This is a genomic window from Thioalkalivibrio sp. ALMg9, assembly GCF_000380625.1.
GTDB classification, from domain to species: domain Bacteria; phylum Pseudomonadota; class Gammaproteobacteria; order Ectothiorhodospirales; family Ectothiorhodospiraceae; genus Thioalkalivibrio; species Thioalkalivibrio versutus.
Genome location: NZ_AQYC01000009.1, coordinates 602502 through 628186, shown reverse-complemented (window position 1 = coordinate 628186; position 25685 = coordinate 602502). Strand labels below are relative to the sequence as shown.

The window sequence follows — 25685 nt, the reverse complement described above, 5'->3', positions numbered from 1 at the left end:
GCGTCTCCCTGGCGTTTTCCGTATACTGCGGCCCGCCTCGGGTTCATGGAGCGGTATCTGCAATGACAGTCTGGGTCGCTGCCCTGCTCGGGGTCGTTCAGGGCATCTTTATGTTTCTGCCGGTCAGTTCGACCGCGCACCTGGTCCTGACCCAGCACTGGCTGATCCGTCAGGGCGAACCGCTGCCGGCGCCCGAGAGCCCCGAGATGATCCTGTTCGACCTGGTAGTGCACGTGGGCACCCTGGTCTCGATCGTCTTCGTCTTCCGCAAGAGCCTGACCCGGCTGACCGGTGGCATTGCCCGCGAAAGCCTGCAGTGGGCATCGGCCCGCGGGTCGGCCGGGCGCGAGATGCTGTCCCTGCGTCTGGCCCTGCTGGTGGTGCTTTCGGTGTTCGCGACCGCGGTGGTCGGATTCACCCTGAAGGCGGGCTTCGAGCAGGTGTTCGCCCACCCGACCCTGATCGCGGGCACGCTTAGCCTGACCGGGGTATTGCTGTGGTGGACGGACCGGCTGCAACGGCGCCCGTTGGGGCTGCGCCAGCTGAGTCCGAAGATTGCTACCATCATCGGCGTGGCCCAGGGCTTTGCACTGATCCCGGGGCTCTCGCGCAGCGGCATGACCATCACCTTCGCCCTGTTCACCGGGCTCAAGCGGCGCTGGGCGGCGGAGTACAGCTTCTTCCTCGCGATTCCGACCATCCTCGCCGCCACCGCCGTGCAGTCACTGGACGTGCTCAATGGCGACGGGCTGGGGAATCTGAACTGGACGGCGCTCGCGGTGGGCTTCGTGGTGTCCGCCCTGGTCGGGATCGTCTCGTTGAAGATGGTCCTGTTTTTCCTGTACCGCGCCAACCTCAAGGTCTTCTCGTTCTACCTCTGGGCGCTGGCGCTGCTGGTCCTGTTCGGATTCCTCGACGTGGACATCATGTACGGAAAATGACCGGATCCTCGGGTGCGGAGTCTCACGAGGGGGCCCCATTTGCTCCGATCCTGCGCTGCGTCCCAATGATCGACGCGGGACCGGAGAGTGATCAGGGCGCTGCGGACCCCGCCTTGTCTCGAAAAAGTGGGGTACCAACGCGGACGGGTGAATGAATCAGCCGTTCCCTGGATCCCTAGGCTTACTCCGGTCCGCGCAGGACCGCCAGGGGCGCCTGATCCAGCACCCGTCGGGTGCCGAGCCAGCCCGCCAGGGCAATCCCCAGCGTACCGCCACCGATGCCGTAGACGAAGGTCAGCGGGTTCACGCTGTAGTCGAACCCGAAGACCTGCCAGGCAAGCAGGGCGCCGACCGCCGTGGCAATGACGGACGCCAGCAGCCCGGCCAGTAGCCCCAGGGCGCCAAATTCGGCGAGCAAGCCGTTGCGGATCTGGTCGCGGCGTGCACCCAGGGTGCGCAGCAGCGCGGCCTCGCGCCGGCGCACATCGCGTGTCGCCTGCACCGCCGCATAGAGCACGGTCAGACCCGCGATCAGCGTGAACAGGAAGACGTACTCCACCGCCCGGGTGGCCTGATCCATGACGTCGCGCACCTGCGCGAGGATCGCGCTGACATCGATCGCCGAGACTGCGGGGAATTCGCGCAGCCACTGGTTCTGGGCGGAGCGCTGCGCCTCGGGTACGTGCATGGCCGTGATAAAGGTCCGGGGCTGCTCGTCCAGCAACGGCGGCGGCCCAATGACGAAGAAGTTCACCTGGAAGCTGTCCCAGTTGACCTCGCGGACACTGGTGATCGGGCTGCGAATAGCCTGACCGCCGACACGGAACGTCAGGTGGTCCCCGAGTGCCAGGTTGAAGCGTTCCATCAGCCCGGCCTCGACCGACCACCCGGTATCGGGGTCCTGCCCCTGCTCGCCAAACCAGTCGCCCTCGACGATGGGGTTATGGTCCGGGGGCGACGCGGCGTAGGACAGGTTGAACTCGCGATCCACCAGCCTGCGGTCGCGATCATCGTCGAAATCATCCGGACGCACGCGCTCGTCGTTGATCTCGATCAGCCGACCGCGGATCATCGGGTCCAGTTGCGGGCGCTCGAGACCGGCCGCTTCGACGCGGTCGGCGAAGGCCTGCTCCTGTCCCGGCTGGATGTTGATGAAGAACTGGTTCGGGGCATCCTCGGGGATGCTGGCATCCCAGGCCTCCAGCAGATCCACCCGGACAATGGCAAGCAGCAGCAGTGCCAGGATGCCTACGCTGAAGGCCACGAGCTGCACGGCACTCAGGCCACCCCGACGGGATAGATTGGCCAAGCCGAAGCGCAGCGCCATGCCGCCGCGGTTGCGCAGGGGCCGCAGGGCCAGCACCAGCGCCATCCCGAGTGCGGCCAGCACCGCGATCGCAACGGCCGTGCCTACCAGCACCCAGGCGGCCAGTTGGGGATCGGCGGCCTGCCAGTACAGCAGACCGCCGAACGCCAGCAGTGCCAGGGCGCCGGACAGCCAGACCGAGGTGGGCGGCAGACCCAGATCGCGCCGGAGGACCCGCAGCGGCGAGACCTGGCCGATCCGCAACAGAGCGGGCAGGGCAAAGCCCACGGCCGTGATCAGCCCCACCCCAAGGCCGGCGATGACCGGGCGGGAACCGGGCGGAGGCAGGTCCCCGGCGAGCCAGTCGCCCAGCAGGGCCGCCAGGACAAACTGGGCCGCGAAGCCGATCGCGAGCCCAACCCCACTGGCCAGCAGCGCGACCAGCACAACACGGCCGAAGTAGGTGAGCAGGACCTGGCGTCCGCTGGCTCCCAGAGCGCGCATCACCGCCGCCGGGTCGGCGCGGCGCTGGGCGAAGTGATGGGCCGCGACGGCGATCGCGGCCCCGGCCAGCAGCACCGCCATCAACGAGGCGAGGCCGAGGAAGCGCTCCGCACGTTCGATCGCGGTGCGCAGTTCCGGGTTGGCGTCCTCCAGACCCAGCAGGCGCTGGCCGGACTCCAGGTCATCCTCCAGCCAGTCACGGAACTCCGCGACCCCGGCGCTGGGTCCCGCGGCAAAGAACTCGTAGCGTACGCGGCTGCCGGGGCCGATCAGACCGCTGGCTTCCAGGTCATCGAAGGCCAGCATCAGTCGCGGCGCGATATCCAGCAGGTTGCTGCCGCGATCCGGTTCATGAGTGATGATCGCGGCGACCTCCAGATCGAGGTCCCCGACCTCCACCCGGTCCCCGACCTCCAGTCGCAGGGCCTCGAGCAGCGCCGGCTCCAGCCAGGCCGTACCCGGTTCCGGACCGCGGTCGCGGACCCGCTCGTCCGCCTCGCGGCCAGCACGGATACGCGCCTCGCCTTTCAGTGGCCAGCCCGCCTCGACCGCGCGCAGGGCGGCCAGTCGCGATTCGTCGTCCGCAGTAAAGACGACGCTGGGGAGGGAGGCCGTACGCGCCGTTTCCAGTCCGTAGCTCGCCGCTTCGGCAGGCCAGCCTGCCGGCAGCGGGTTGTCGCTGACGACTGCCAGGTCACCCCCCAGCAGCGCGGTCGCCTGCTGGGCCATGCCCCGATCCACCCGATCGGTGAAGAAGCCCACCGCCGCGACGGCTGCGACGGCGACGACCAGGGCGGCGGCGAGGACGCGCAGCTCGGCCGAGCGCCATTCACGCCAGGTGCCACGCAGCAGGGCGCGTAGATGGCTGCGGTCGGTTCCCCGGGTGGCGATCATTCGAGCACACCATCCTGGATCGAGATAATGCGATCACATTGTCCGGCCAGCTCGGGGTCGTGTGTAACCAGCACCAGGGCCGTTGCCGGCCCATCACTGTCGGGGTGGCGCGCGAGGCTGAACAGCAGCTCGATGATGCGGTGCCCCGTCCGCCCGTCGAGGTTCCCGGTGGGTTCGTCGGCGAACAGCACCGCCGGGTGATCCACAATGGCGCGGGCAATCGCCACTCGTTGTTGCTCGCCACCGGAGAGTTGATGGGGGTAGTGTGCGGAACGTTCGCCCAGACCCACGCGTTCCAGGGCCTGTGAGGCCCAGTGGTTCAGGGTTTCCTGACTCTCTTGCGCATGGGCCGGGTTGAGCTCCAGCGGGAGCAGGGTGTTTTCCATCGCTGTCAGTGCCGGCAGGAGCTGGAAGGACTGGAACACAAACCCGACCCGGCCGGCGCGCAGGGCGGCCCGGCCATCCTCGTCCAGTTCGCTGATGGTTTGCCCGAGCAGCCGAACTTCTCCCGCACTCGGGGCGTCCAGACCTGCAAGCAACCCGAGAAGGGTGGACTTGCCGGAACCCGAGGCGCCGAGAATGGCCACCGTCTCGCCCGCCTGGACCGCCAGTGAGATGCCGCGCAGGATGTCCAGCGGTCCGCTGGGTCCGTTGATCCGCTGCTCGAGGTCCCGGGCCTCCAGTACAAATGACGAGGATGCATCCATGTTGCGTATTCCATTGGTCGTGATGGGCTTGATCGCGTTGCTATGGAGTCCTGTGGCGGCTGCAAATTCCCTACCGGACGAAAATCGTTCGCTTGAGCCGCTCCGGGTCCTGGTATTCGGGGACTCGCTGAGTGCCGCGTACGGCATGCCCGATTCCGCCGGCTGGCCGGCCCTGCTGGGCGAACGGCTGGCCGAGCGAGAGAAGGACTGGAAAGTGGTCAACGTATCCATCAGCGGTGATACCACTGCCGGTGGACGGAGTCGCTTGCCCGACGTGCTGGAACGCGCAGCGTTCGAAGTCGTCATCCTGGCCCTGGGCGGCAACGATGGCCTGCGCGGCCTGCCCCCGCAGGCCATGCGCGAAAATCTGGAGGCCATGGTCGATGCGATCGAGGCCGTCGACGCCAATACCCTGTTGCTGGGCATACGCATCCCGCCGAACTACGGCCGCCGCTATACCGAGCGTTTCGAGGCGGTCTTCGCTGATCTTTCCGAGGAGCGGGGGCTGGCATTCGAGCCATTCTTCCTCGAGGACATCCTGCTGGAAGACGGCATGTTGATGGACGACGGAATCCACCCCAGTGAGGCCGCTCAACCCCATCTACTGGACGCCGTGTGGTCGCGGCTGGAGCCCATGGTGGAGGAGGTCGAAGCCCGATCGCGCCCATGCAACGGAGCCGGGTAGACCCTCACTCCGTCAGCAAATCCCGCAGGTCGGCCACGACGGATTCCGGAAGCAGTTGTCGCAGGACCGGGTGCAGGTCGCGTTCAACCTCTGACAGCAACGAGAGGGTGCGAATTTCCGAATGGCGACAGAGGGGATTGCCGTACTGATTGGCCTGGATGCTGCGCTCGGCGCCCATGCTCATCAAGGCGACCCCGGGCAAACCCCGAGGCCCCTCGTCGAGGACCTCGACCAGTTCGACCATACAACCATCCACCTCGCCCTGAATGCCGATCAGCGGGGCAAGCAGATCGATCATGCGGGTGGACTGTTCGGTCGTCAGCATGGCCATCTGCCTACCTTACGACCGATGCGGGCACGGCGCCAGATCGAAAATCGGCATCGGCCTCATGAATTTGGTGTCCCCGGCAGGATTCGAACCTGCGACCTGCCCCTTAGGAGGGGGCTGCTCTATCCAGCTGAGCTACGGAGACCTAGGGAAACACTGATCAATGTACACGCTCGCGCTCGAGTCGCTTTTGCGTGCGAACAAGGCGCGGTGACTGCCGTGCAGTCATTCTGCACAAGGGAACCGCAACGCCGTGCGCGCGCCCGTTTTCGTCAACAACGGGCGGCCGAGCCCCTGCATTGAATGGTTTGTGGGGTTGGCACCCCAGGTTCCCCGATCCTGCGTTGCGCCGCTTGCGGGTAGAACCACTACCCGCTGCACGACGCGCCTTGTCTCGAAAAACCTGGGGTGCCAACGCGAGCGTGTACATTGATCAGTGTTTCCCTAGCGCGAGAGTATAAGCGCCGGGCAGGGGCAGCCCCAAACGCTTCAGTCACCCGGGGCGGATTTCGGGTCGAGCTGGTGATGGGCCCAGGCGGAGAATTCCTCCAGCGTGGCGCGGTCCTCGCCGGGGGTGTCCGGCCCTGCAAGGTTGCGGTAGGTCACTTGCCCGTCGTCGATGCGTAATACGCGGCGCACGGCCCAGTCGGCATCGCTCTCGCCATTGCTGAAACAGTGATCCGGCTGGATCGCATCCGGCGTGATGGGGTCGGGGTGCTGGTGATGGCGCCGGGCCAATAGGTACAGGCGTGCGAGGTCGTCTTCCGTGAGGTCGAGATACAGGTTCATTTCGCGCATGGCGTATTCGAGGTCGTCCTGGCCCAGTCCTGCTCGCTCCAGGGCAGCCAGGGGACCTTGCTTTGGGGCTTCGGGCGTCGGCGTCAGGCTGGCCGGGTAGCGCCGCCAGGGGAACGGGTAGTTGATGATTACCGCGACAACCAGCATGACCCCCACGCTGGTCAACACGGGATGCAGGAGGAACCAGGGGCCCAGGGCCTGCACCGAGTCACCGCCGAGCACCGCATAGAGCGCGGTGGCGCCGCCGGGGGGATGCAGGCAGCGCAGGTAGTGCATCAGCCAGATTGCGAGCCCGACGGCGACCGCTGCAGCCAGCAACGGGTGGGGCAGAACGTCGCGCACCAGCACCCCCACGATGGCGGCGACGGCATGACCACCGAGCACGTTCCTGGGCTGCGACATCGCCGCGTGGGGTGCAGCGAAGAGCAGCACGGCCGTGGCACCCAGAGACGCGAGGATCAGGCCGTTGATCCCGTTCTCGGTGACCGATGCTGCGACTTCCAGCGAGAGGTAGAGACCGATCACACCGCCAATCAGGGCAATCAGCTTGTCCTTGTGGTCGGTGGTATCGAGCCAATCCCCCAACAGGGATCCGCGTCCAGAGCGCAAACCGGCCTCCTCGTAAGTGGAAAACGGAGTATATGTTCTGCGTGCGGCGTCTCCGGGTCAAATGGCATCGCTTTGACACGGACTGGCGGAGGATGTCAGCGGGGCAGGTCAATAACGCGGCCGCACCCGGGAAACGCTAATCGCATGTTTCTCCGGAGATCCAGTTTCCGCTATGCGGCCAGCGAGCGAGCAATCACATCCGGGAAATGCCTGCATGAGCCTGCAGGACCGGCTGGAGGCCTTGCGAAACCGGGGTGGGGTGTCCGAGATAATAGCCCTGTGCGAAGTCGAACTTCAGGGCGCGTACCCGGCTGAGTTGTTCCGCGGTCTCGATCCCTTCCGCCACGGTAGTGTAGCCCACATCGCGGATCATCCGGGCCAGACCCTCGAGGATGTGGTGCTGGTCCGGGATATCCAGGCTACGTATCAGGGTGATATCGAACTTGACGGTGTCCACGGGCATGGAGGCCAGATAGCGGATGGAAGAGTAGCCGCTGCCGAAATCGTCGAGGGCGACGAGAAACCCTTTCCGGCGCAGTCGCTGGAGATTTTCCGTCGCCAGTCCGATCTCGGTGATCAGGGCGGTCTCCGTGACCTCGAGGATGATTGACCGGTCCTGCAGGAAGGGGACGAAGGCCTCCAGCCACTGGGTAACCCCGGCATTCACGATGGTGGGGCCCGACAGGTTGATAGAGATACCGACCTCAGGCGGGATGAGGGAGGCTCGCAGATCGCCGAGGATGCGGGTTAGTACGGCCCGGTCCAGGTCGATCTCCAGGCGGCGCGCCTCGACGACGGGGAAGATATCCGCGGGTCCGATAACCTCGCCCTGGTGTTCGATACGCAGCAGGGCCTCGACATACGAGGGATGGTGCTCGTTGAGCGCAACCACTGGCTGGTAGGCCATTCGGATCCCGGTTCCCCGGGTGATGGCCTCGTACACGGCATTGTTGATCCAGTTCGAATAAAGGCTCTGGGTATCCTTCTCCAGTTCCGGGGTGAACAGCACAACCGGCGAGGATCCCGGGCGCTTGGCCTTGTACATGGCAACGTCGGCCTGCCACTGCAGGGCAAGCATGGCCGGGCCGTTGTTGCCGGGTGCAACGGCCAGGCCGATACTGATCTTGATGGGTTCCCGCACCCCGTGCTGGGTGAAATCGGTGGCCCGGATCCGCTCCTGGCAACGCTCGCCCAGGCGCTGGGCGCCCGATTCGTCGCAGTTGAGGAGAATCGCGGCGAATTCATCGCCGCCGATGCGAAACAGGTGTTCCCCCTCCCGCAAGACCTCGTCGATGCTGCGCGCCACACTCTGCAGGACTGCGTCGCCCGTCTGATGGCCGTAGCTGTCGTTGATGGCCTTGAAGTGATTGATGTCGAACAGGGCAAAGCACACAGGATAGCTGTGGCGGGCGGCCAGTCGCGGAAGGGTGTCCCAGTATTCATCGAAGGCCCGGCGGTTGCGCACGCCGGTCAGGGCATCGTGATGCGCGATGCGCCAGAATTCGCGGTTCTTCTCCTCCAGGCTGGAATGGACGTCCTGGAGCCGGGCCTGGTAGGAATTCAGCGATTCGCGGATCTTTTCCGTCTCCGCGACGGGCAGCAGCCCGCCGACGCGTTCCAGCACAAGGCCCCCGGCGCTTTCGCGCAGCCGGTCGACGTGGCCGGAGATGTCGCGCAGGGGGCGGACGATCAGATAGGCCAACGTGGAGAACAGGACAAGCGTGATCACACCCAGGATGGCCCCGAGATTGACCACCGCGCCCGACAGCAAGTCCTCCACCTGATCGGCCATGGGATTGGGGCGCAGATCGAACTGAGCATGCTGCAGAAGCTCCCTCGCGGGGATGGCGTTCCGCTCGCCGAGGTCGAATCGGATCGATTCGGGATCGACATGGCGGTAGACACGGCCCTCGCGGAGGGCATCCAGGAACCGGCTCTTCAGACCGACGAAGCCGGGTGGGGACTGGGCTGCGTCCGGCGCGGGAATCGGCTCGATGACCATCAGGAAGGGCTCGGTGTCGCCCCGTACCGCCCGTGGAGCGGGTGGCGGGAGCTCGAGTTTCCCGGGCAAGTGGTCGCTGTCCGAACCGGGCAAGGTCATTCCCTGGTGATCATAGATCCCGGCGTCCAGGATCCTGTCGGTCAGGATCCCCGCCTGGTGCATGCGATGATTCTTCCAGTAGGCATAGTAGTGCGGCGTGCCCAGTTGCTGGCGCACTTCCTCCCAGCGGGCGAACCTTGATGCCTGTTCTGCCGCCTGCGTGAGGACGTGCTCGAGCGTGCCGGCAAGCTCCTGGCGGGCGGCCTCGCGGCCACTTTCCTGGATCTCGCCGCGTAGCTGGTCGACCTTGTACCAGGTGTAGAGGCCAAAACTGGCGAGGGTGACCAGGGCGATCGCAGCTAGCAGCAGGGCATAGTGCGTGATTGACGGGGTTCGGCCGGAAATCATTGCGCGCGGTATCCCTGGAGGACGTGCTCGATCTCGTCCAGCAGGTCGAATTCGTGAAACTGATCGAAGAAGTGGTTGGCACCCTCCACGATGCGGACCTCTGCGCCATGCTGTTGCAGGGTCTCGATCCATTCCAGGTCGATCCGGTCATCGGCGCTGCCCGCGATCAGGGTGGAAGACACACCGCACGACTGGAAGGTCCGGTTGGTACGTTGCTTGTCCCAGTCGTAGTAGGACAGGTACGCCGCGGGCGTGGTGACGTACTGGCGACAGAAACCCAGGGCATACTCCGCCAGCCCGGCCTCACCACGGGCAAGGGCAGCGCGGGCACGAGCGGCATGTTCGGGGGATTCGAACGCGGCCTCGCCGTGCCCAAAATAGGTCACGCTAATGAAGATGGCATGGGCGACGGGGCTGCCCGGGGAGTGCGTAAGATAGTCGAGAAGGTTGATGCTGCCGGCGCTGTGTCCGATGACGACGGGTTCCTGGCCGGTCTTTGCATGCAGCCAGTCGACCCAGATCGCGATCTCTTCCTGGGTGTGTTCCATGGTGTGGGTATGTACGGCCTCGCATGGCAGGCTCGCCGTGCGCCGATCGATCCCCAGTGTCAGTGTGGGGGTCAGGACCGTGAACCCCGAGTCCGCTAACGCCAAGGCGAGGCGGCGCACGGTGGGGAAGTGACGGGTCTGCAGGAAACCGTGCTGGATCAGGATCGCGGGCATGTCCGGTTCGCCCGCCCAGTACGCCGCTTCAGCCGAATCCCCGGACGACATCTCCAGGATCACGGATGTTTCCTTGGCGGTTGCAACCGTGTTCAGGCTCAGGAGGATCACGGTCGCAACCGCAGCCGCACTTCGCAAGAACCATCTAGACATCCTTGTATCCCCCTGTCCTGACACGCAAACCGCTAGCGAAAATCCCTGATCGCAATGTACCAGCATCCTGCTGCGGCGGCATGCGTTGGCTAATAAACACGCGTGGATCGTACCGCGCTGTCGCGCGATCACCGCACCGGCGATTTTCGTCGCGGTCGAGCAACGTTGCCTGAGCCGAGCCTACTGGCCGGGATCCGTGTGTGGCACCGCATCGGTCTCCAGCATGAGTGACACACGACGGTTGGCGGCGCGGCCTTCCGGGCTGGCGTTGTCGGCAACCGGACGAGTGTCGGCCAGCCCGACCGCGCGGAGCTGGGCTGCGTCCAGCTCGCGGGCCACCAGGTAGCGCACGACGCCGCTGGCGCGAATCGAGGATAGCTCCCAGTTCGACGGGAAGCGCTCGGTCGCGATAGGGATGTTGTCGGTATGGCCTTCCACGGTGATGGTGCCCGGGTGGTCTTCCAGGATGGGGAGCAGGTCCTGGAGCAGCGACTGGCCATCCGGGCGCAGGTCTGCCTCGGCGGTCCCGAACAGGATGTCGTCGCGGATGCGCAGCTCCATCCGTCCAGGTTGCTCGACGACGTCCACGCCCTCGGGGGCGCGCGCGCGTAATCGGCCGGCCTCGCGGCTTGGGGGCTGTTCGGCGACCACCTCCGGGCCGGAGCGCTCACCGACCGGCGCTTCCTCCAGGGCGGGCCGATCCAGCAGAGAGGAATGGACCAGGGGTTCGATGAGGGCGCTGCGGTCCGGGTGGGCCAGGGCGATCGGGCTGGCCGAGACCGCCCTCGGATCATCGTCACGCGGGTCCATGAAGGTGAGCATGATGACGAACACCACGATAACCAGGGTCAGAACGTCCAGATAGGTGAGGATCCAGGCGTGCTCGTCGTCGCGCTGGCGTTCGCCCGGGTAGGAGCCGAGAAAGGCCTGCTCCGGACGCGTGGCGGCGTGGGCATCCATCTCTGCCTGCAGCGCGGCGCGTTCGGCGGTGGAGGGGCTGGGTCCGGACATGGACTCAGCGCCGCTCCGTGGATTCGCCGCTGGCGCGTTCGTCCGCCTCGGGTTCTTCCTCGCCATTTGGGGCCGCCTGGCGGATCTCGTCGCTGTGATTCTCCATGAACGAGCGCAGGGTCTCGCGGATGTAGCCGGGTGAGCGTCCCTTGCGCATCAGCATGATGCCCTCCAGCACCATGGTCATCAGCACCACGCGCTCCTCGGTCCGGCGCTCCAGCTTGATGGCGATGGGCCGGAAGACCAGGTTGGCGAGCAGGATGCCGTAGAACGTGGTGATCAGGGCGATGCCCAGGTTCACCGCGATGACGGTGAAATCGTCGTTTTCGGTGGTCAGCAGCAGGTTGATCAGGCCAATAAGCGTGCCGAGCATCCCGAACGCCGGGGCATAGGTGGCCATGGTTCGGAACATCTGCGCATCGGCCTGTTCGCGGGCACGCAGGCGCGCCATGCGCCAGTTCAGCAGGTCGGAGACATCGTCCATCGGCGTGTCGTCGATGACCAGCTGGATGCCGGTGCGCAGGAACGGGTTGCGGATCTGGTCCAGCCGATCCTGGATGCGCCGCAGATTCTGGGAGAACCAGTAGCGCGAGACCTGGACGATCTCCTCGAGATCCTGGGTGACGTCGTAGCGTTCCTCGCGAATCGCATTGGCGCCGGCGCGAAACACGCGCATCACCTCGTGGAAGGGGTAGCTCATCAGCGTGGCCGCGATGGTGCCGCCTACCACGATGCCGAGGCCCGGCAGGTTCAGAAAGGCGTCGATATTCTGCGAGGAAAACGCGATGACGCTGCCGAACACCAGCAGACTGCCAAGGATGCCGAGGAGGGTGGAGAGATTCATGCGTACTTCCGGAAGGAGACCGGGGTCAGCATAAAACACCGCCATCGTGAGCGTCTGCCTTGTCGTGCTACCCGCATTCCGGCGTACACTCGGCTCGTCGACGATCAAGGAGTGTGGCGGGATGGATATGACTTGGGTGGTACTGGGGATCCTGGTTCTGTTGGTGATCTGGGGGGTGTGGACGTACAACCGCCTGGTGACCTCGCGCAACCGGTACAAGAACGCCTTTGCCCAGATCGACGTGCAGTTGACCCGCCGCTATGACCTGATCCCCAATCTGGTCAAGGTTGCGGAACGCTACATGAGTCATGAGCGCGACACCCTGGAGGCGGTCATCCAGGCCCGTAACAATGCGAAGGAAAGCCTGCAGGAGGTCGGCGGTGATCCAACCAACACCGAGGCCGTGCGCAAGCTCTCGAGCTCGGAACAGGGGCTGTCGGGGGCCTTGGGGCGGTTGTTCGCGCTGTCCGAGAGCTATCCCGACCTGAAGGCCAACGAGAACATGATGCAGCTGTCCGAAGAACTGACCAGTACCGAAAACCGCGTGGCTTATGCCCGCCAGGCCTTCAACGATGCCGTCATGCAGTACAACATCCTGCGCGAGATGTTCCCCAACAGCCTGATTGCCAACAACCTGGGGTTCCGCCCGGGGCAGCTGCTGGAGATCGAGGACCCGCAGAAGCGCGAGCCCGTGCAAGTGAACTTCTCCTGATCCCCGAGGCGTCATGAATTTTTTCGAGCAGCAGGACCGGGCGCAGCGCCGGACGCGCTGGCTATTGTTTCTGTTCGGCCTGGCGGTACTCGCCATCGTGTTGGTGATGAATGCCATCGTGCTGGTGGTGTTCGGTCAGGCAGAGCCTGTCGCTGCGGGCGAACCCTGGCTGACACGTGAGTTCCTTGCCAGCAATGTCGCCGTGATGGTCTGGACGACCGTGCTGACGGTTGGCTTGATTGGCCTGGGCAGTCTCTACCGCACGCTCGGTCTGCGCGATGGCGGCGGGGCGGTGGCCCGCGAACTCGGCGGGACGCGGGTGGATGGCGATACCCGTGACCCGCTGCGGCGTCGCCTGATGAACGTGGTGGAGGAGATCGCCATCGCCTCCGGCGTGCCGGTGCCCGAGGTCTACGTGCTCGAGCAGGAGGCCGGTATCAACGCCTTTGCCGCGGGTTACTCGCCGGACGACGCGGCCATCGCCGTGACCCGCGGGGCCCTGGAACAACTGGACCGCGATGAATTGCAGGGCGTGGTGGCGCACGAGTTCGGGCACGTACTCAACGGCGACATGCGCCTGAACATCCGCCTGATGGGGATGCTGTTCGGGATCCTGGTGATGGCCCTGATTGGCCAGCGTGTGCTGCTCGCCATGAGCCTGTCGCGGAATAACCGCAACGCCGGGGGCATCGTCGCCGCGGGCGTGGCACTGATCGTGGTGGGCTATATCGGGCTGTTCTTCGGGCGCTGGATCCGCGCATCCGTTTCGCGCCAGCGGGAATACCTGGCGGACGCCTCGGCGGTGCAGTTCACCCGGCAGCCGGAGGGTATTTCCGGAGCGCTCAAGAAGATCGGCGCCGCCCATACCGAGCTCGGGGCGGACACCGAGGAGGTCGGACACATGCTGTTCGCCTCCGGGGCCGTCAGTCAGATGTTTTCGACCCATCCACCGCTGGTCCAACGCATCCAGGCGATCGAGCCGGGATTCAAGCCGGAAGAACTGGAGGCCATCCGCGAGCAGATGCAGAAGGATGCCCAGGCGCGTCGTGTCGAAAAGGACGCCCAGGCCGAGGCGGAGGAACGCGACCGCGGCTCGACGGAACGCCCGGGTGGCCTGCTCCTGAATCCGGAGCGGCTGATGGAAAACATCGGCGATCCGGGGCTTTCGCAGATCCTCGGGGCGGGGTTGCTAGTGGCGGCGATGCCGGGGTCGCTGGAGCGCGCGGCGCATTCCGATGCCTGGGGTGTCGATGTCTTGTTGTACCTGCTGATCAGTAACGATCCGGAAGTACGCGATCACCAGCTCCTGCGGATTGCCGGCACGCGGGGGGCGGAGAGCGAGTCCCACGTCCGCACCCTGCTGGAGGCCGAACCCGAGCTGCGCCCGGACCTGCGCATTCCGCTGCTGGAGATGAGCTTTCCGGTATTGCGCCATCGCCCACGCGAGGAACGCCGGCAGCTGGAAGGCCTCATTGACGAACTGATCCGCGCCGACGGCCGGGTATCGGCGTTCGAATACGCGACCGGCCGTCTGTTGCGGCGCCAGTTGCGCGACCTGGAGCAGCCCGAACGTGCCCGCGCGGGCGGACGCGACCGGCTGGCTCGCCATGCTGCCCACGCGCAGGACACGCTGGCCGTGCTCGCGCATCACGGACACCCGGACGACCCCGACAAGGCCAGGGCAGCCCTGCGCGCGGGCGTTCTGGCCCTGGCGATCGAGGATCCCACCGACGAGGCGATTGCCGCGGCTCTGGAGCGGACTGCCGATGAGGCCGTCTGGGCCGAGGGGCTGGATAGGGCGCTGGAGGCACTGGATGCCCTGCGCCCGGCGGACAAGCAGACCCTGGTCACGGCGATGCTTGCCACGATCACGCATGGCGGCCAGACGGTGGTCGCGGAAGTGGAGCTGTTGCGGGCGATCGCCGCCTCGCTGCACGTGCCGTTACCCGTCGCGGAGATGCCCGCCGCCGACGCGGAATAGTGCGGCCCGCTCCCGCGGGTGCGACGATCGGGGCCGCGCGGTATGATGCGGCCGCTCCGGGGGCGTGGCGGAACTGGTAGACGCATCGGACTTAAAATCCGCTGGGCGCAAGCCCGTGCCGGTTCGATTCCGGCCGTCCCCACCAATCATTTCTACCCGGGTGTGTGATCGTGGCCAGCCCCCAACCCTGGTACGTCTATCTCCTGGAGTGCCGCGGTGCCCGGATCTATACCGGGGTTACACCGCGGCTTGCGGCGCGTCTGGCCGCTCATCGTGCGGGGCGCGGGGCGCGTTTCACCCGCATGTACCCGCCGGAGCAGCTCCTGGGGGCGAAGGTGTTTCCCGGCCACGGCGAGGCATTGCGCGAGGAACAACGTATCAAACGCCTGCCACCCGCCGAGAAGCGACGTCTCGCGGCGACCTGGAAGAGGCAGAACGACGGGCCCGAGGGCACGCTCGATCACGAGGCGTGAGGCGAAGGTTCGTGTTGCATCCATGCAACGGTTCAGCCAGGCCCGGGAAAGGCGCATAGTGGGACTCTGAGCGTCCCTGTGAAAAGATCCGGCATGCCCCAGTCCACGGACACAACGGAAGGATCCGAAGCGCGGCCAGCGGCCCAGCCGGCCGACGCCCGCACCACCGAACCGCATATCAGCGGCCCTGTGGTGGCGGCGCTGATTGCCGGGTTGCTGTTTGCCCTGCTGTTCGTGGCCATCGACCAGGGATGGAAACAGCAGATGGCCGACCGCCATCAGCAAGCCGTGGTCTCGGAGGCAAGCAGCCTTCGGACCCAACTGGAAAGCGTGCTGAATGGCACGGTCCATGCGACGATCGGGCTTGCCGCCTATGCCTATGTCCACCCGGACCTGACCGAGGATGACTTCGACCGGGCAGCGGACCGTCTTTATCGCAGCCAGCCGGAACTGATTCGCTCTCTGACCCTGGCGCGCGGCGAGATCCTTGCGCTGGTCTACCCGCGCGATGGCAACGAGGACGCGATCGGCCTCAACCTGGCGGAACATCCGGAGCAGGGCGCCTCCTATCAACAAGTGCTGGAGAGCCGGCAAACGGTCGTCGCCGGGCCCTGGACGTTGGCACAGGGCGGTCGGGGGCTTCTGGTGCGCGCCCCGGTCCTGACCGATCCGGAAGATCCGCCGGCGTTGGCCAATCCGTGGACACTGTCGAGTATTGCGCTGGATTTCGAAACGATCCTTGGCAAGGCGGGTCTGGCCCCGCGCCCGCCCAGCCTGCAACTGGCACTGCGCGGCCTCGACGGGACCGGCGCCGACGGTGAGGTCTTCTACAACCCCGAACAGATCGACGTGGCCAGCGCGCCGCTCGCGCTCGACGTGACCTTTGCCGGCGGCCAGTGGCAGATGCTTGCACACCCTGTCCCCAACCCATCCGCCACGGAGCGCCCGGCCGCCTGGTGGGTGATGGGCGTGGTCGGGCTGCTGGCGGTCAGTGGGTACACCTTCCGTGTGGGGGAGGGCATCCGGCAGCGGCGGGAGGCCCTCACGCGCTATCAGGCGCTCGTGAATCGTCTGGCGGATGCCACTCTGGTGGTCGCGGGGCGTCGGGTCCTTTGGGCCAATCCGGCCTTTACCCGCATGACCGGCCTGTCGCCGGATCCTGGCCAGACTCTTTCGGCGCTGGGGGTGATTCAGGCCGACGATCGCCGGCGCCTTCCCCCTGCGCTCGATTTTTCAATGGCATTGGAGGAGCCGCGCGGGCGCGAGATTCGCGTACACACGGCGGACGGAGACCAGCGGTTTCATCTACTGCGTTGGGTGCCGATTGACTGGGAAGGGCAGCGGGCCTTCCTATTGAGCTTTGTGGATGTACACGACAACCGAATGCTGTTCAACGCGTTGAGCGAGGCCCGTGATCTTCAGGACGCGCTGTTCGAGGCCATGCCCGGCGATGCCCTGGTGATCGACGACACCGGCCTCGTTCGCGCGGTCTTTGGCGAAGCGCGGCGCGGCCAGGCACCCCAGCACACGGCGGCCGGGCACACACTGGCGGAACTGCTGCCGGATGAGGTCGCGCAGCGCTTTTCCGGCGTCGTGCGCCGGGCCTTGCGCGAAGGCGAATTGCAGGAGATCCAGTACCGCCTGCAGGCGAGCGTGTTCCACGGAGGCGAGACGAGTCCATCAATGGAGGCAACCCGCTGGTACGAGGCGCGGGTACGCCCAATCGACGCACCGTTCGAGGGTTCGTCGGCCGTGGTGTGGCACGCCCTGGACGTGACCGAGCGCAAGCAGCTGGAAGAGCGCATGCAGGCCCTGGCCTGGGAGGACCCGTTAACCAGAACCGCGAATCGCGCGGCGCTGGATCGGGCATTTCCGCGGCTTGCGGCGCGAGCGGATCGCAAGGAGGGACAGCTGGCGCTGCTGTTCATTGACCTGGACCGTTTCAAGCCGGTGAACGATCAGTACGGCCATGCCGTAGGGGACGAGCTCCTGCGCCAGCTGGCGCAACGGCTTGCGGCCAGTCTGCGTCCGGATGACCTGCTGGTGCGCCTGGGCGGGGACGAGTTCATCGTGCTGAGTGCGCCGTTGAATCGACGCGAGGAGGCCGGGGGACTGATCGAACGGTTGCAGGCGGCTTTCCGGCAGCCATTCGAGTTGCACCCCGGCCATATGGAACCGGTGGAGGAGACCCTCTCGTGCAGTATCGGGGTCGCCTTCTACCCCCGAGATGGTCAGCGCCTGGCGGACCTGATGATGGCCGCGGACCACGCGATGTACCGCGTCAAGGCCGCCGGACGCAACGACGTGGCCTACGCGTCGGAGGCGGCGCCGGAATCCGGCACGGAGTGACGCGCCGGGGCGAACCGAGCCGCAGTTTGCGCCTCGAGCGGCTCGATCAGACCCAGCAGGTGATCGGCCAGCCATTCGCCAGCCAGCGGGGCATAAAGCAGTCCGCGCGAGCCATGCGCCAGGCTCAACAGTACACGGCCACCGGGATCCAGCCGGCTGCGCCCGACGAGCGGCAGGCGATCGCGGACCACGGCGCGCTCCCCGGTCCACTGCGCGAGGATCTCGACTGCCTGGGCATCCTGTAGCCCTGGAACCCAGGCAAGATGCCGCAGATTGGTCTGATCATCCTCGGCCTGCGGGGACTGTTCATTTTCGGCCCCGGGGCCCTCCGTGCGGCGATAGGTCGCGCCAATCCAGGCGGTGCCGTTGTCTCCCCGGATGCAATACCCCTGACCCGTTGCCACAAAGCCACCCCAATCGGGGAAGGCCGCCCGGACCCGCGTCATCTGACCGGTCACCGTGGAGATACCCGCCTGTTCCGGGCACAAGGTGGTGCCACTGCCGGCGGCTGTGGCCACCACGACCGCGTCGAAGGGTTCAGACCCGGTGTCGCTCTCGACCTGCACGGGACCAGCGTTGGACGACGGTTTCAGCGCCTGTACCGATTCCTTGCGCAGCGGCGGCAGGTCGTCGGCCAGGGCCTGGCAAAAGGCCCGCATGTCGATCGCCAGACCGTCTGGGTAATAGAGGTGTGGGGCCGCGGTGCAACCGGGCCCGCCAGGGTCGAATAGCAGGGCCGCATGTTCGGGACCGGCTTTCAGGATGCGTTCCACGCGCTTGCGTCCGTGGGCGCTGATGCCATGGAAGGCCACACCCGTTGCCAACCGGGTGCCGTATCCGCCGATCGCGTCGAGCTGGCCGGCAAGGAAACCGGTATGGCGCATTCCCGCGAGTGCCAGGGTATTCAGCTCCCCGTCGCGAGGATGAAGGTTCGGCAACAGGACGCCCGCCGGGTTGCCGGAGGCGCCACCGCCAACACCGTTCGGGTCGAAGACCGTGACCTCCACTCCTCGCGCCTGCAGGGCATGGGCGGCGCTGAGCCCGGCAATCCCGGCCCCCACGATGGCGACACGTTGCGGTACGTCGCGGGGCCGTGAGTTCGCGGGCGACTGGGTGTCCCGAAGGGTCCCCACGAGACGCTCGCGTTTCGGGCCATGACCGGGCACCCGGCGTACCTCGAACCCCGTGCTCTCCAGGTCGCGTCGAACCTGACCGGCTGCGGTGTAGGTGCCGAATGTAGTACCCGGCGCGGAAAGCCGCGCCACTTGCCGGAACACCCCGGTGTTCCACAGCGCGGGATTGCTGCGCGGCGCGAACCCGTCAAAGAACCAGGCGTCCACGGTGCCGCGGATCTGTGCAAGAAGTGGAGCGGCGTCACCCAGGCCCAGGGTCAACGCGGCCCTGGCCTCGGGGAACTGGATTCGGTGGAGTCCGGGAACCGGTGGTGGATACTGGGTCCGTAGCTGGCGGGCGTCGGCATTGTCGAGGCCCAGGCGTTGGTGCAGGGCCGCAAGGTCGGCGGGTGCGAGCGGGTGGGCCTCGAGGCTCAACAGAGACAGGAAGGCGCCGGGGGGCGCGTGACGTCGCCACTCCTGCAGCGCCAGCAAGAGGTTGAGGCCGCTCCCGAAGCCGGTCTCGGCAAGCACGAAGCGCTGACACTGGCGGAAGCGCCGGGCGAGGTCGTTGGCCTCGATGAAGACCTCGCGGACCTCGGCATGCGGATCGCTGGAGCCGAAGTAGCCGTCCCCGTAGTCGGCGGCGAAAGGCTGTCCGTCACGCCATTCGAGGCGTGCCCAGTCGAGCAAGGGGGGGGAGAGCAAGGGTGTCGCCAAGGACCGGACCGTCACAGCCCGCCAGGCGCGATTGCGCGAGACGGGCCGTAATGGGAGGTTAGCGGGCCAATTCTTCGAACGGGGTGAACGCCACCTGCTGATTGCGTTGTCCGTTATCCAGCTGGGCCAGCAGGGTCTGGCTGATGGACTTGAAGCGGTCGAGCTCGTCGCCTTCCAGGGCGTCGCTTTCCGGCAGTTCCACGCGCATCGGGTTCTGGGGGCGGCTGTTCACGTGGATCTCGTAGTGAAGATGCGGCCCGGTACTGCGACCGGTATTGCCGGACAATGCGATGCGGTCGCCCCGCTCGACGGTCTGACCCGGGCGCACCAGCTGGCGGTCCAGATGCAGGTAGCGGGTGGAGTAGCCTTGACCGTGCTCGATCACGATGAAGCGACCGGCATACGGGTGGTTCTCGACGCGGGTTACGCGACCGTCGGCGGGTGCCTGGATCGGAGTTCCGATTGGCATGGCGAAGTCTGTCCCCTGGTGCGGGGCCACGCGCCCGGTCACCGGGTGACGACGGTTCGGGTTGAAGCTGGAGCTGATGCGATAGTTGCCGGAGAACGGGCGGCGATCGAATGGGGGCAGCAGGCTTTCGCCATCCGGGGTGTAGAAGCGCCCGTTGACGTTGCGCGCCGCACGGATCTCGATGCGCTCGCCTTCGTAGTCGAATGCCAGCAGACGCAGGTTGAGCGGGGTGTCGTCGCCTACCAGGGTTTCCTGCTCTACCAGCAGGGTGAACTGGTCGCCGGTACGGGCGTGGGTGCGCACCGGCAGGTAGCGGTCCAGCAGCACGGCCAGGGCGTTGGCCGAACGCGCGGAGATATCCGCGCGTTCGGTCAAGGCGTTGGCGATGTTGCCATCAATCTCGGCCGTAATGATCAGGTGGCTGACCTCGCGGCCGTTCTCGACTTCGCCGAGTTCGAACTCCCAGCCATCGGCCTCGCGGACCCACTCATGCCCGCTGGCCCGGTCGGTCCACAGGCGCAGGCGAGTCAGGTAGCCCTCGTCGTCGACCTGCCATTCGATCTCCTGGCCGGGGCGCACACGGTTCAGGATCGAGGCGTTGTCGTCGTCGTCCAGCAGGCGGTAGAGGGTCGCCAGCGGGAGTTCCCATTCGCGTTCCCAGAGGCCCGTCAGACGCTCACCTTTCTGCAGGGTGTGGGTGTACCAGTCGGTGTCCGTGGCTGCGGCGTCAGCGGCGACATCGGAGTCGCCGTCGAGATCGAAGGTCTCGTAGGAAGTGGGGGCCTCGGCGTCCGGGTCGATTGTGGCGTCGTCGTAATCCGGGGCGGGCTCGCCCGGCAGGTCGGAGGCAAAAGCCACGGTCTGGGCGCCACCCTCGAATGCGGCACTATGCGCCGTCCGTATCGACGCGCCGCCAGCCGGATGGTCCGCACGGGCGAGCGCGAGCTGGGAAGCGGGGAGGGGATTGCCGGCGCCGATTTTCAGCGGTTGGGACGTCTCGGAGGGCTGGGAGGCGAGAAGCAGGCTGGTGCCCACCAGAATGGTGAGTCCGGCGGTGCCCGCCAGAAAGAAATGCAAAGTCTTTCTGTTGTTACCCATATGGCCGTTGCCCTGCAGAGTTTCCGCTTTATACCACGTTTTTTCGGGCAATAAACAGCGTCGGAAGGCGGTCTCCCGGAGTTTCGCGGCCTGCGCGTCTCAGGATCGAATCCCCACGCCCCGGTTGAGCAGGACCAACGCAACCCCGTACATGACCGCAATGAACCCGGCAATGATGGCAAAGGACATGGCGATCGGGAAGTCGCTATGGCCCAGGCTGCCGTAACGGAAGGCGTCGACCATGTAGAGGATCGGGTTCAGCATGGACACGCCCTGCCAGAACTCCGGCAACAGGCTGATGGAGTAGAACACCCCGCCCAGATAGGTCAGCGGCGTCAGGATGAAGGTCGGGACGATGGCGATGTCGTCGAAGGTACGCGCGAAGACACCGTTGATCAGCCCGGCGAGGGCAAACAGGATGGACGTCATCAGCACGATGATCAGCATTACGCCGGGGTTGTGGATGCTGAGCGGGCTGAAGAACAGCGAGACCAGCAGTACGGCCACGCCGACCGCCAGGCCCCGCGCCACGCCGCCAAAGACGAACCCGAGAATGATCACGCTGTTGGGGATGGGCGAGACCAGCAGTTCCTCGATGTGGCGCTGGAACTTGGAGCCGAAGAACGACGACACCACATTGGCATAGCTGTTGGTGATCACCGCCAGCATGATCAGGCCCGGGACGATGAAGTCCATGTAACGGTAGCCTTCCATCTCTCCGATGCGCTCGCCGATCAACCCCCCGAAGATGATGAAGTACAGCGCCGTGGTAATAACCGGGGGCAGGACCGTCTGCACCCAGATCCGGGCAAAGCGCAGCACTTCCTTGCTGACGATAGTCCGGAAGGCGGTCCAGTAATCGCGCAGATGGGAGTCGCTCATGCCTGATTCTCCGGCTGCTCGGTGGTCCCGCTGGCGCCGGGGGTCAGATGGCTGGGGCTCTGGCCGGGGCGGGTCATGCGGATGAAGAGTTCCTCCAGCCGATTGGCCTTGTTGCGCATGCTCTGGACGCGAATGCCGGCCTGGTCCAGCACCCGGAACAGGTCGTTCAGGTGCTGGCCGCTGCGGATATCGGCCTCCAGCGTCATCTCGTCCACCTGGCGCAGGGCAATCGGGGAATCCAGCGGGATGCCGGGTGGCGGCTCGCTGAGATCCAGCACCATGGTCTCGGTCTCGAGCTTGGCCAGCAGCTGCTTCATCGTGGTGTTCTCGATGATCGCACCATCATCGATGATCGCGATGTTGCGGCACAGCGTCTCCGCCTCTTCCAGGTAGTGCGTGGTCAGGATGATGCTGCGCCCGTCGGTATTGATGCGGGTCAGAAAGTCCCACATCGAACGCCGCAGCTCGATGTCGACCCCGGCGGTGGGTTCGTCGAGAATCAGCAGGCGCGGTTCGTGGACCAGGGCGCGGGCGATCATCAGGCGGCGCTTCATGCCGCCGGAGAGCGTGCGCGCCATGTCCTTGCGCTTTTCCCAGAGCCCCAGCTCCTTCAGGTAGTGCTCGCAGCGTTTCCAGGCCTCGCGCCGGGGGATGCCGTAGTAGCCGGCCTGATTGACCACGATCTCGCCAATCGGCTCGAAGTTGTTGAAGTTGAACTCCTGCGGGACCAGCCCGATGGAGCGCTTCACTGCCTGCAGGTCGGTATCCACGTCATGGCCGAAGACCTTGACCGTGCCGGCGGTCTTGTTGATCAGCGAGGTAATGATCCCGATGGTCGTCGACTTGCCGGCCCCGTTGGGCCCCAGCAGGGCGAAGAAGCTGCCCGGGGCCACCTCGAGGTCGATGCCCTTGAGGGCCTCGAATCCGTTCTTGTAGGTCTTCTTGAGCCCGCGAATCTCCAGCGCTGGCGTCATCGTCACATCCTGTAAGGCTAGGGGAACACGACCCCGAAGGGTCGACAAGGCAGGTATTATGAAGGCTTTGAATCGTTTTCGAGGAAAGCCGCGTGGATTCTGTTTTTGTTGCGTCGTCCGAAACCGCCGTTCCCCTGATCCCGGTCAGCCGCGAGTCGCTGCCGGTCCGCCTGGAGAGTGCGCCGGAGAGCTGGCGCAAATGGGTGGAAGCCTCCGGGTTCGAGGCGGAGCCGGGCGCAACCCTGCGCATCCCCGATGCCGAGGGCGGACTGGCGGCGGTGCTGGCCGGCTTCGATGCGGAAACTCCGATCTGGATGGTGGCCGCGGCGGCAGAGACCCTCGGGACGGGGGATTACCGTCTGGAAACCGACCCCCTGAACCCCGAGATCCAGAACTTGGCGGCCATTGGCTGGGGTCTTGGACGTTACCGCTTCGAGCGTTACCGCGAACCGGTGGCGCGGTCGCCGCGGCTGGTGTGGCCGGAAGACGCGGATCAGGCGCGGGTCCTCGCGTTTGTGGAGTCCATCGGGCTGACCCGCGACCTGATCAACACCCCGGCCGCCGACATGATGCCGGCCAATCTGGTGTTGAAGGCACGGGAGCTGGCCGAGGAATTCGGCAGCAGCCTGCATCTGGTCAGCGACAGCGACAAGCTGGAGCAGGATTTCCCCTGTATCCACGCCGTGGGGGCTGCCAGCGACCATGGGGCCCGGGTGATCGAACTGACCTGGGGGGCGCCCGACGCGCCGTCGCTGGTGCTGGTGGGCAAGGGCGTGTGCTTCGATTCCGGTGGCCTGAACCTGAAGCCCGGCAATTCCATGCGCCAGATGAAGAAGGACATGGGCGGGGCGGCGATCGTGCTGGGGCTGGCGCGCCTGATTATGGCGCAGGCACTCCCGGTGCGGCTGACGGTGCTGATCGGGGCCGTGGAGAACGCCATCGGGGCCGGGGCCTTCCGCCCGGGCGATGTGCTGACCGCACGCAACGGCAAGCGGATCGAGATCGACAACACGGACGCCGAGGGGCGCCTGGTGCTGGCCGATCTGCTGGATCGTGCGGGGTCGTTCCATCCGGACCTGCTGGTGGACTTTGCGACGCTCACCGGGGCGGCGCGCGTCGCCGTGGGGACCGAGATCAGCGCCTGCTTCACCCAGGACGAGGGCTGGGCGCGAGCACTGGTCGAGCCGGCGCGCGAATGGGATGACCCGGTCTGCCAGTTGCCGCTACATACGCCTTATCGGTACATGCTGGACAGTGACGTGGCGGACATCGTGAACAGCACCACCGGGGGCCACGCCGGGGCCATTACCGCCGGTCTGTTTCTCAAGGAGTTTGTACCGGAGGGCACGACCTGGATGCATTTCGACATCATGGCCTTTAACGATCGCGCGCGCCCGGGGCGGCCCAAGGGCGGCGAGGCGATGGGCCTGCGGGCCCTGTTTGCGGCGCTCGAATCGCGCTATCGGAAGCCGGGGTAAGGGGGATACTCCCGCCCCTGACGCGGCGCGGCGCGGCGCGGCGCGGCGGCATCAGATCAGTTTCAGGTCGCTGCGGGCACGAATGATCTTGCGCAGCGCGATTAGATAGGCGGCGGTGCGGTAGTCGAGCACCTCGCCATTGCTTTCCATCTCGCGGACCTCGTGCATCTCGCGGAAGGCCTCGCGCATGGCGTCGTCCAGGCCCGAGCGGACCAGGTCGATTTCCTCGGCCCCGCGCACCACGGCATCACGAATCCATTCGGGGACACTCTCGTTGGTCATCATCTCGATGGCACTGACGATGTGCTGGCCCTGGGCCTGGTCGTAGCGGCGCTCCAGGCGCCCGAAGCGCATGTGGGACAGATTCCGCACCCACTCGAAGTAGGACACGATGACGCCGCCGGCATTGACATACACGTCCGGCAGGATCGGGACGCCGCGTTCGCGCAGGGCCTGGTCGGCCTCCCAGGTGCAGGGACCGTTGGCGGCCTCGGCGATTAGCCGGGCCTGGATTTGGTCGACGTTATCCCGATGGATGGCGCCTTCCAGGGCGGCCGGAATCAGGATGTCGCATTCGCGTTCCATGATGCGGTTGCCATCGCGCACGAACTCGACCCCCGCGAAACCCTCCATGGTGCCGCTGCGGCGCACGTAGTCGTGCAGGGCCTCGATATCGATCCCGTCCTCGGAATACACCCCGCCATCGCTCTTGATGACGCCGACAATCTTCGCGTGATCGTCCTCCTGCAGGAAGCGCGCGGCGTAATAGCCAACGTTGCCGAAGCCCTGGATGATGATGCGCTGGTCACCCAGGCCGCCCTCGAACCCGGCCTCGCGGGCCGCCGAGCCTTCGCGGAAAAAGGCCTGCAACGCGTACTGCACCCCGCGACCGGTGGCCTCCAGGCGCCCGACCATGCCGCCCAGCTCGACCGGCTTGCCGGTCACCGAAGCGGCATGGTCGAGGTCCTCCGGGTGGCGATCGCGATAGGTCTCCATGATCCAGGCCATCTCGCGCTGGGACGTCCCCACATCCGGCGCGGGGACGTTCTGGGCCGGGCTGATGTAGTCGCGTTGAATCAGTTCGTGGGCAAACCGTCGGGTAATGCGCTCCATCTCCCATTCGTTGTATTTCTGCGGATCGATGCGCAGGCCGCCCTTGGACCCTCCGAAGGGGATATCCACGATGGCGCATTTGTAGGTCATCAGGGCCGCCAGGGCCTCGGCGTGGTCCTGGTCCATGGTCGGGGAAAACCTCAGGCCGCCCTTGGCCGGCAAGCGATGGGCGGAATGCACCGCGCGCCAGCCCTTGAACACCTCGATGCGGTCGCGAAAGCGGATCGGAAAGCTCACCTGAATGACCGAGTCGCAGGTCTTGACGGCCTCCCGGGCCCCCTCGGGAAGATCGAGGTAGCCCATGGCCCGGTCGACCATGTGTGAGACACTATCGCGAAAGGTTTCAGGCACTTCGCTTTCCGACATGATGGCA

20 protein-coding genes and 2 tRNA genes are annotated in these 25685 nt (G+C 65.9%); 8 read left to right on the top strand and 14 right to left on the bottom strand.

Translation table 11 applies throughout. The features are described 5' to 3' along the window. Window positions 1-62: 62 nt before the first annotated feature. Window positions 63-941, top strand: coding sequence for an undecaprenyl-diphosphate phosphatase (locus tag F792_RS0112040; RefSeq protein WP_018169813.1), 879 nt, complete (start codon window positions 63-65; stop codon window positions 939-941). A 181-nt stretch (window positions 942-1122) separates the two neighbouring features. On the opposite strand, the gene F792_RS0112035 is transcribed toward F792_RS0112040, so the two are convergent. Together F792_RS0112035 and F792_RS0112030 are read right to left on the bottom strand one after the other, a co-directional pair. Beyond that, window positions 1123-3645: an ABC transporter permease gene (locus F792_RS0112035; protein ID WP_018169812.1), complete on the bottom strand. Its 2523-nt coding sequence runs from the start codon at window positions 3643-3645 to the stop codon at window positions 1123-1125. Next, window positions 3642-4352: an ABC transporter ATP-binding protein gene (locus F792_RS0112030; RefSeq protein WP_018169811.1), complete on the bottom strand. Its 711-nt coding sequence runs from the start codon at window positions 4350-4352 to the stop codon at window positions 3642-3644. The genes F792_RS0112035 and F792_RS0112030 overlap by 4 nt, the downstream gene beginning before the upstream one ends. Between F792_RS0112030 and F792_RS0112025 the strand changes: the two genes are divergently transcribed. Continuing rightward, a complete protein-coding gene (locus tag F792_RS0112025; RefSeq protein WP_026304828.1) occupies window positions 4351-5037 on the top strand; it encodes an arylesterase in 687 nt (228 codons plus the stop codon). The two genes, F792_RS0112030 and F792_RS0112025, sit on opposite strands and share 2 nt — an antisense overlap. A gap of 4 nt (window positions 5038-5041) precedes the next feature. Here F792_RS0112025 and F792_RS0112020 read toward each other — a convergent pair whose 3' ends face one another. The 7 genes from F792_RS0112020 to F792_RS0111990 all read right to left on the bottom strand — a co-directional run bounded on the left by F792_RS0112020 (window position 5042) and on the right by F792_RS0111990 (window position 11951). Continuing rightward, the gene (locus F792_RS0112020; protein ID WP_018169809.1) at window positions 5042-5368 is read right to left on the bottom strand and encodes a hypothetical protein; all 327 of its coding nucleotides are present in this window, start codon (window positions 5366-5368) and stop codon (window positions 5042-5044) included. A gap of 65 nt (window positions 5369-5433) precedes the next feature. Beyond that, window positions 5434-5510, bottom strand: a tRNA-Arg gene (locus tag F792_RS0112015). 344 nt (window positions 5511-5854) lie between these two features. Next, window positions 5855-6772: an HPP family protein gene (locus F792_RS0112010; protein ID WP_026305973.1), complete on the bottom strand. Its 918-nt coding sequence runs from the start codon at window positions 6770-6772 to the stop codon at window positions 5855-5857. A 193-nt stretch (window positions 6773-6965) separates the two neighbouring features. Beyond that, on the bottom strand, window positions 6966-9221 hold the full coding sequence (locus tag F792_RS0112005; protein WP_018169807.1) for a bifunctional diguanylate cyclase/phosphodiesterase: 2256 nt from the start codon (window positions 9219-9221) through the stop codon (window positions 6966-6968). Beyond that, window positions 9218-10081, bottom strand: a complete 864-nt coding sequence (locus F792_RS0112000) for an alpha/beta fold hydrolase (protein ID WP_018169806.1) — start codon at window positions 10079-10081, stop codon at window positions 9218-9220. Before F792_RS0112000 ends, F792_RS0112005 begins: the two co-directional genes overlap by 4 nt. A 195-nt stretch (window positions 10082-10276) precedes the next feature. Beyond that, complete coding sequence (locus F792_RS0111995; RefSeq protein ID WP_018169805.1) at window positions 10277-11107, bottom strand: OmpA family protein; 831 nt, start codon at window positions 11105-11107, stop codon at window positions 10277-10279. A 4-nt stretch (window positions 11108-11111) separates the two neighbouring features. Then, the gene (locus tag F792_RS0111990; protein WP_018145649.1) at window positions 11112-11951 is read right to left on the bottom strand and encodes a motility protein A; all 840 of its coding nucleotides are present in this window, start codon (window positions 11949-11951) and stop codon (window positions 11112-11114) included. Window positions 11952-12072: 121 nt separating this feature from the next. Here F792_RS0111990 and F792_RS0111985 point away from each other — a divergent pair, with 121 nt between their 5' ends. The 5 genes from F792_RS0111985 to F792_RS0111965 all read left to right on the top strand — a co-directional run bounded on the left by F792_RS0111985 (window position 12073) and on the right by F792_RS0111965 (window position 17466). Then, the gene (locus F792_RS0111985) at window positions 12073-12663 is read left to right on the top strand and encodes a LemA family protein (protein ID WP_018145650.1); all 591 of its coding nucleotides are present in this window, start codon (window positions 12073-12075) and stop codon (window positions 12661-12663) included. 13 nt (window positions 12664-12676) lie between these two features. Beyond that, complete coding sequence (locus tag F792_RS0111980) at window positions 12677-14644, top strand: M48 family metallopeptidase (RefSeq protein ID WP_018169804.1); 1968 nt, start codon at window positions 12677-12679, stop codon at window positions 14642-14644. 58 nt (window positions 14645-14702) lie between these two features. Next, window positions 14703-14789, top strand: a tRNA-Leu gene (locus F792_RS0111975). Between the two features lie 19 nt (window positions 14790-14808). After that, on the top strand, window positions 14809-15117 hold the full coding sequence (locus F792_RS0111970) for a GIY-YIG nuclease family protein (protein WP_018169803.1): 309 nt from the start codon (window positions 14809-14811) through the stop codon (window positions 15115-15117). Window positions 15118-15210: 93 nt separating this feature from the next. Then, on the top strand, window positions 15211-17466 hold the full coding sequence (locus F792_RS0111965) for a diguanylate cyclase domain-containing protein (RefSeq protein ID WP_018169802.1): 2256 nt from the start codon (window positions 15211-15213) through the stop codon (window positions 17464-17466). On the opposite strand, the gene mnmD is transcribed toward F792_RS0111965, so the two are convergent. The 4 genes from mnmD to F792_RS0111945 form a co-directional block, all read right to left on the bottom strand. Continuing rightward, on the bottom strand, window positions 17427-19271 hold the full coding sequence (gene mnmD / locus F792_RS0111960; RefSeq protein WP_018169801.1) for a tRNA (5-methylaminomethyl-2-thiouridine)(34)-methyltransferase MnmD: 1845 nt from the start codon (window positions 19269-19271) through the stop codon (window positions 17427-17429). The genes F792_RS0111965 and mnmD overlap by 40 nt on opposite strands. Window positions 19272-19356: 85 nt before the next feature. Then, window positions 19357-20865, bottom strand: a complete 1509-nt coding sequence (locus F792_RS0111955) for a peptidoglycan DD-metalloendopeptidase family protein (RefSeq protein WP_038084791.1) — start codon at window positions 20863-20865, stop codon at window positions 19357-19359. Between the two features lie 99 nt (window positions 20866-20964). Next, entirely contained in the window at window positions 20965-21747 is a 783-nt protein-coding gene (locus F792_RS0111950) for an ABC transporter permease (protein WP_018169799.1), read from the bottom strand. Continuing rightward, entirely contained in the window at window positions 21744-22721 is a 978-nt protein-coding gene (locus F792_RS0111945; protein ID WP_018169798.1) for an ABC transporter ATP-binding protein, read from the bottom strand. Before F792_RS0111945 ends, F792_RS0111950 begins: the two co-directional genes overlap by 4 nt. A 92-nt stretch (window positions 22722-22813) precedes the next feature. Here F792_RS0111945 and F792_RS0111940 point away from each other — a divergent pair, with 92 nt between their 5' ends. Next, window positions 22814-24199, top strand: coding sequence for a M17 family metallopeptidase (locus tag F792_RS0111940; protein WP_018169797.1), 1386 nt, complete (start codon window positions 22814-22816; stop codon window positions 24197-24199). 51 nt (window positions 24200-24250) lie between these two features. Here the strand turns inward: F792_RS0111940 and F792_RS0111935 are convergent, their stop codons facing one another. Continuing rightward, entirely contained in the window at window positions 24251-25678 is a 1428-nt protein-coding gene (locus F792_RS0111935) for a Glu/Leu/Phe/Val dehydrogenase (protein ID WP_018169796.1), read from the bottom strand. Window positions 25679-25685 lie beyond the last annotated feature (7 nt).